Consider the following 5,389-nt stretch of genomic DNA (forward strand, 5'->3'; position numbering starts at 1 on the left):
GAAAGGTCAACGTGCTGTTGATCATGCAGAATTTCATCATCGATCGAGGTCAGCTGGGTGATCGCCAACAACTTGGCTGGCTTAACCCCTGCCTGAACCGCGCCCTCTTCCAAGCCGGCCAGGCCCGCCGTCAGCATCTCGGTGCCGCCCGCCGCGTGGATGGTAGTGAAGTCAATGCCGAGCCGGCCGATCGCGGCCATTGCCCGGTGCACCGTGTTGGGAATGTCGTAGAGCTTCAGGTCGAGAAAGATCTTGAAGCCGCGCTTCTGGGCTTCTTTGACGATCTCCTGACCCAAGCCGTAGTACATCTCCATGCCGATCTTGACAATCGGCTTCGGGGTCACATCGAGTTCTTCGAATAACTTGACCGCTTCTTCCTTTGTGGCAACATCAATTGCGACCATTGGTACATAGCGTTTCAAAACTTTACCTCCCATAGGTCCGTTAATTTCTCAATCCCGTACTTATCCATCGTCAACGGCAGTTCCGCCGCAATCTTCGGCAGGGCCAGCGGATCGTGGAAGCTGGCCGCGCCAACCTCGACCGCGTTAGCCCCGGCCATCATGAACTCCAGGACATCCTCGGCACTCTCGATTCCGCCCACACCGATAATTGGAATCTTTGAGATGCTGCGAACCTGGTGAATCATCCGCAAGGCCATTGGCTTCAGTGCTGGACCGGACAGCCCGCCCGTCACGTTCGCCAGGACTGGCCGCCGGGTCTTCAGGTTGATGCTCAATCCGGTCAGGGTGTTAATCATCACCAGACCGTTGGCACCACCCCGTTCGGCCGCCTGGGCCAGGGGCACGATGTTGGTTACGTTTGGCGTTAATTTGACATAGACCGGCACCCCGTGGGCAGCAGCGACTACCTGCTTGACCAGCGGCTCCAAGACTGCCGGATCGGTCCCCATTGCCAGGCCGCCATGCTTGACGTTTGGGCAGGAGACATTCAGCTCCAGGGCGTTAATCCCGCCCCCGATCGTCAGCTTATCAGTCACCGCCACGTACTCGTTGTTGGAGAAACCGGCCACACTGGCGATCACCGGCAACTTAGGATAATTAACCTGCAGCCAAGGTATTTTTTCGTCCACTACTCGTTGGACCCCAACGTTTTGCAGGCCGTTAGCGTTCAGCCAGCCGGCACTCGTCTGGCAGACCCGGGGCCGCGGGTTACCCGAGCGTGGGTGCAGGGTGGTCGACTTCATCACCAACGAACCTAGGCGGTTAAGGTCGTAGTTGCCGGCGATTTCCTGCCCGTATCCGCAGGTGCCGCTGGCGGCAATCACCGGGTTTTTCAGGGACAAACCCGGCAGTTCGACGGCCAATCGTTGTTCTTCGTTCATTCTGCATCCTCCCGATCATAGACCATTTTGCCATCAACAAATGTTTTCACGGTCGCCCCGTAGACTTGCTCGCCGACAAACGGGGTGTTGTGCCCCTTGGAGAAGAACTGGTCCTCCTTGATCGTCGTCTGGTGGTCAATGTCAAAGACCGCAATGTCGGCGGCATCGCCAACCCGGAGCTGACCCGCATCACTCAGTTTGAACACCCGGCACGGAGCACCGCTCAGCCAGTCAATCAGCTGGCCCAGGGTGAAGATGCCGTTCTTGACGTAGCGGGTGTAGAGCAGGGCAAAGGCCGTTTCGCTACCAACGATGCCGTTCGGCGAGGCCAGAAAGCCCTGGTGCTTCTCTTCGTCCGTGTGCGGCGCGTGGTCGGTCGCGATGCAATCGATGGTGCCGTCGAGCAGGCCGGCCAGGCAGGCCTCCTGATCTTCTCGGCTCCGTAGCGGCGGATTCATCTTGTATTCCGCGTCGTCGTCCGGAATGTCCGCATCGGCCAGCAGGAGGTGGTGCGGGGTCACTTCACAGGTAACGTTGATCCCCAATTGCTTGGCGTGCCGGACCAGTTCGATACTCTCCTTGGTCGAAACGTGGCAGACGTGGTAATGGGCCCCGGTCGCCTGAGCGATCACGATGTTGCGCGCAATCTGCGCCGTCTCGCTGATCTTCGGCATCCCAGGCAATCCCATCTTCTGGGCAACCGGTCCGTCATTGATAACCCCACCGTTGGCCAGCTGATTATCCTGGGCGTGGTCACACATCGGCAGGTCATACTTGGCAAGCTGCTGCATGGCCCGGTAGACGACGCTGGCATCTTGGATTCCAGCCCCGTCGTCACTGAAGAGGCGGGCCCCAGCGGCATACTGGGCGGCAACATCGACCGGTTCCTTTCCTGCCCGGCCTTTGGTGACTGGCGAATACTGGATGATCTTGATCGCGCCATCCTTGGCATTCCGGGCCTCCTGGGCGTGGAAGCGTTCGGGTGTGTCACAGGTTGGTTTCAGGTTGGCCATTGCTCCGATCGTGGTGAAGCCGCCACGGGCCGCAGCCCGGCTCCCCGTCGCAATGGTTTCCTTGTTGGTGTATCCCGGTTCGCGCAGGTGCACGTGGATGTCAACCAACCCGGGAGTGATCAGGTTATCGTCCAGGTCAATCACCCGGGCATCGTCCCCAGCATCAAGATCGGTGCCGATCGCTTTGATTTTGCCGTCTTCAATCAGGACGTCACAGTCCACCAGTTGTTCACCGACTAGTCGCCGGCCGTTCTTCAGTAGGGTTTGACTCATGATAGTCCCCCCGTCTTACATAATGCCCTTGTAGCGCAGAATCCGGCTCAGGATTGCCATCCGAACGAAGACCCCGTTTTGCATCTGACGGAAGATCCGAGAGTTTGGTGCCTCAACCAGGTCACTGTCGATTTCGACACCCCGGTTAACCGGTGCCGGGTGCATGATGATGGCCCCCTTCTTCATCTTGTTATAACGTTCCTTGGTCAGGCCGTATTGCTGGTGGTACTTCTCGGCGTCGAATGCGCCGTTTTCCGCACCAGACAGCCGTTCGTTCTGGACCCGAAGCAGGTTGACTACATCCATTTCGGGAAGCAGTTCGTCGAAGTCGCCAAAGGTTCCGTATTGGGCCAGTTCGTCGTCGTACCATTCCTGAGGACCGGCGAAGTAGACCTTAGCGCCCAACCGGTTGAGCATCATGGCGTTGGAGTGAGCAACGCGGGAGTGGGACAGGTCACCGATGATCAGTACCTTGAGGCCCTTGAAATTACCGAATTCTTCGTGGATCGTCATCATGTCGAGCATGCATTGGGATGGGTGCTGGCCACTGCCGTCCCCACCGTTGGCAATCCCGATCTTGAGACCAGGGTGCTTGATCAGTTCCTTGTAGTACTCGTTTTCGGGGTGGCGGATGACGGCGATGTCAACCCCGATTGATTCCATCGTCTTAACGGTGTCGTAGAGGCTTTCCCCCTTCTTAACCGAGCTGGTCCCCGCTTCAAACTGCATCACGTGCATGCCCAGCTTCATCTCGGCCATCTGGAAGCTGGTCTTGGTCCGGGTCGAATTTTCGAAGAAGAGGTTGGCGGCGAAGGCTGGCCGGGTCAGTTCGGCCTTCTTGCCGTGCTTGTATTCCTCGGCCTCGTTGATCAGGTCCAGGGCATCCTCAGCATCCATGTCGGCAACAGTCACAACGTTTGGTTGAATTCGTTCAGTACTAATCATCAAATAGATCTCCTTTTTTCTTTGCATAAGTAACAAAAGCAGCGTCAACCGATCCAGTCTCCCTGGTTTGCGGTCACGCTGCTTTTCGTGTTTTTTGCTTATGTTTAGATAGGCTGAAAACACTGCACCGATTCTGCTCTCACGGGAGACAATTAAATGGCTCAGTTCTTTCAAAAATACCTATTTGATTAAGTGGGCGCCCCCTCTTTGGCACCTATGATTTGGCCCGGGAAATTCTGCACAAAAACGGCCTCCTCAGTGGTGCACTAAGAAGGCCGAGTTTATTCTAACGCTCAATTAAATCCTTCCTAGCCTCGCTGGACTAAGTTAAAGGTATTTCGATTGCCAATAATACTAGCCGCTTTCCATCGGCTTGTCAACACTCATTGTCAACTTTTTCACGTTTTTCAAAGAAAAAAGCTGGAGGAAAATGAATTTCCATCCAGCCATACTAGTTCTTAAATTTTTTAGATAAATCGCAGGAAACCATCGGCTAGTCTCGCGACGAAGCGCTCTAATGCTTTTACCGCTCAGGTTATACTACCATACTCAACAGCCAGACCGCGACCAGGCCGCCGATGACCGACATCGACATCGACCGGGTGAAGTAGGCAATGATCATTACGACGAACGCCGCCAAAATCTGTTCGACGTGGCCAAACGGAACGAAGTGGTAACCCTCCGTCGTCACGAAGATTCCCTTCACGATCAGCGCGGTAAAGAGGCTGACGGGAACATACTTCATCCATTCGTTAAACCACTCTGGGATCTTCCGGGTTGAGAAGAACAAAATTGGGAAGTACCGTGGAATAAATGCCGCAAATGCTGCAAAAATAATGACAATGATATGATACAAGGTTTTACTGTTACCAGTATCGGAAATTAATAAAGGTAAATTACTAAATAACTGTTCCATACCTAGTCTCCACTAATCATCATGCTCGGACGGGGATTTTTCTTGACGATCCTCATCCAGCTGCTGTCTAACTTTCTTCATCTCACGCCGTTCCTGCTGGTCTTCCACCGTAATTCGAGTAGCCATTGGCCGGAAGAGCTTGGTCAGGAACCAGTTGCTGTCGGGATCCTTGCTATGCTTGCGAACCGCGTTTTCAATCAAGAACCCGGTGAAGGAGGCGATCAGAGTTGCGATCACAATCCCCAGGGTACTCTTGGTCAACACCAGGAAGAAGACGGCCAGGACCGCCGAAAACAGGCAGATTAAAAGCGTCAGGTGGTTGCGAACCTGCATTACGACCATGTACAAGAACAAGGCCGTCAATGCGAAGTCGACCACTTCTAGGTTGATCGAAACCGCACTACCGATCAGGCTTCCCACCATGTTGGCCACGGACCAGGAGAGCAGGGAGTAATGTTCCACCAGCAGACCGTCTTTTGGGGTCCACTTCTTATCAGTCGCAAACTTAAGGTAGTTCACCGCGTAGTTTTCGTCGTTCATTGAGACGGCAAACAGCCAGATGAAGTGTTGTGATTCATTTTTGATGTATTTAGAAAGACTGGACCCCAGGAGCGCGTAACGCAACTCCAAGAAGAATAGGGTCACAAAAATTGACGTTAACGGTGCGTGAATCGTCAGTAACGAAGCTAAAATAAACTGAGCACCGCCAGAGAAAACCACGATCGATACCACAAGGGTCATTATAAAGTTAAAGCCCGCTGCGTGTAATAAAATTCCACAAGCCAATCCGATTGGAATATAGCTAAGGCAGAGCGGCATTGCAATGCCCAAGACTTCTAGCCATCGTGCTTTTTCTGGATTTATTTGCGCTTTAGCCACAGAATTTCCTCCAATTAT

Annotated in this window: 6 protein-coding genes; all 6 read right to left on the bottom strand. The window is 54.1% G+C overall.

The window, feature by feature from the left end; all coding sequences use genetic code 11:
• On the bottom strand, positions 1-437 hold a 437-nt coding region (locus ACI31J_RS07380), incomplete at its 3' end, for an orotidine 5'-phosphate decarboxylase / HUMPS family protein (RefSeq protein WP_439773778.1).
• Complete coding sequence (locus tag ACI31J_RS07385) at positions 419-1,345, bottom strand: dihydroorotate dehydrogenase (protein ID WP_439773779.1); 927 nt, start codon at positions 1,343-1,345, stop codon at positions 419-421. The genes ACI31J_RS07385 and ACI31J_RS07380, both read right to left, overlap by 19 nt.
• Positions 1,342-2,631, bottom strand: coding sequence for a dihydroorotase (locus ACI31J_RS07390; RefSeq protein WP_439773780.1), 1,290 nt, complete (start codon positions 2,629-2,631; stop codon positions 1,342-1,344). The genes ACI31J_RS07385 and ACI31J_RS07390 overlap by 4 nt, the downstream gene beginning before the upstream one ends.
• Before the next feature lie 15 nt (positions 2,632-2,646).
• Positions 2,647-3,576, bottom strand: coding sequence for an aspartate carbamoyltransferase catalytic subunit (locus ACI31J_RS07395; protein ID WP_439773781.1), 930 nt, complete (start codon positions 3,574-3,576; stop codon positions 2,647-2,649).
• Between the two features lie 535 nt (positions 3,577-4,111).
• Positions 4,112-4,492 (bottom strand): AzlD domain-containing protein, encoded by a 381-nt coding sequence (locus ACI31J_RS07400; RefSeq protein WP_439773782.1) that lies wholly within the window; start codon positions 4,490-4,492, stop codon positions 4,112-4,114.
• A 12-nt stretch (positions 4,493-4,504) separates the two neighbouring features.
• On the bottom strand, positions 4,505-5,371 hold the full coding sequence (locus ACI31J_RS07405) for an AzlC family ABC transporter permease (RefSeq protein ID WP_439773783.1): 867 nt from the start codon (positions 5,369-5,371) through the stop codon (positions 4,505-4,507).
• Positions 5,372-5,389 lie beyond the last annotated feature (18 nt).

The sequence above is a fragment of the Limosilactobacillus sp. genome, from assembly GCF_051873075.1.
Lineage (GTDB): Bacteria > Bacillota > Bacilli > Lactobacillales > Lactobacillaceae > Limosilactobacillus.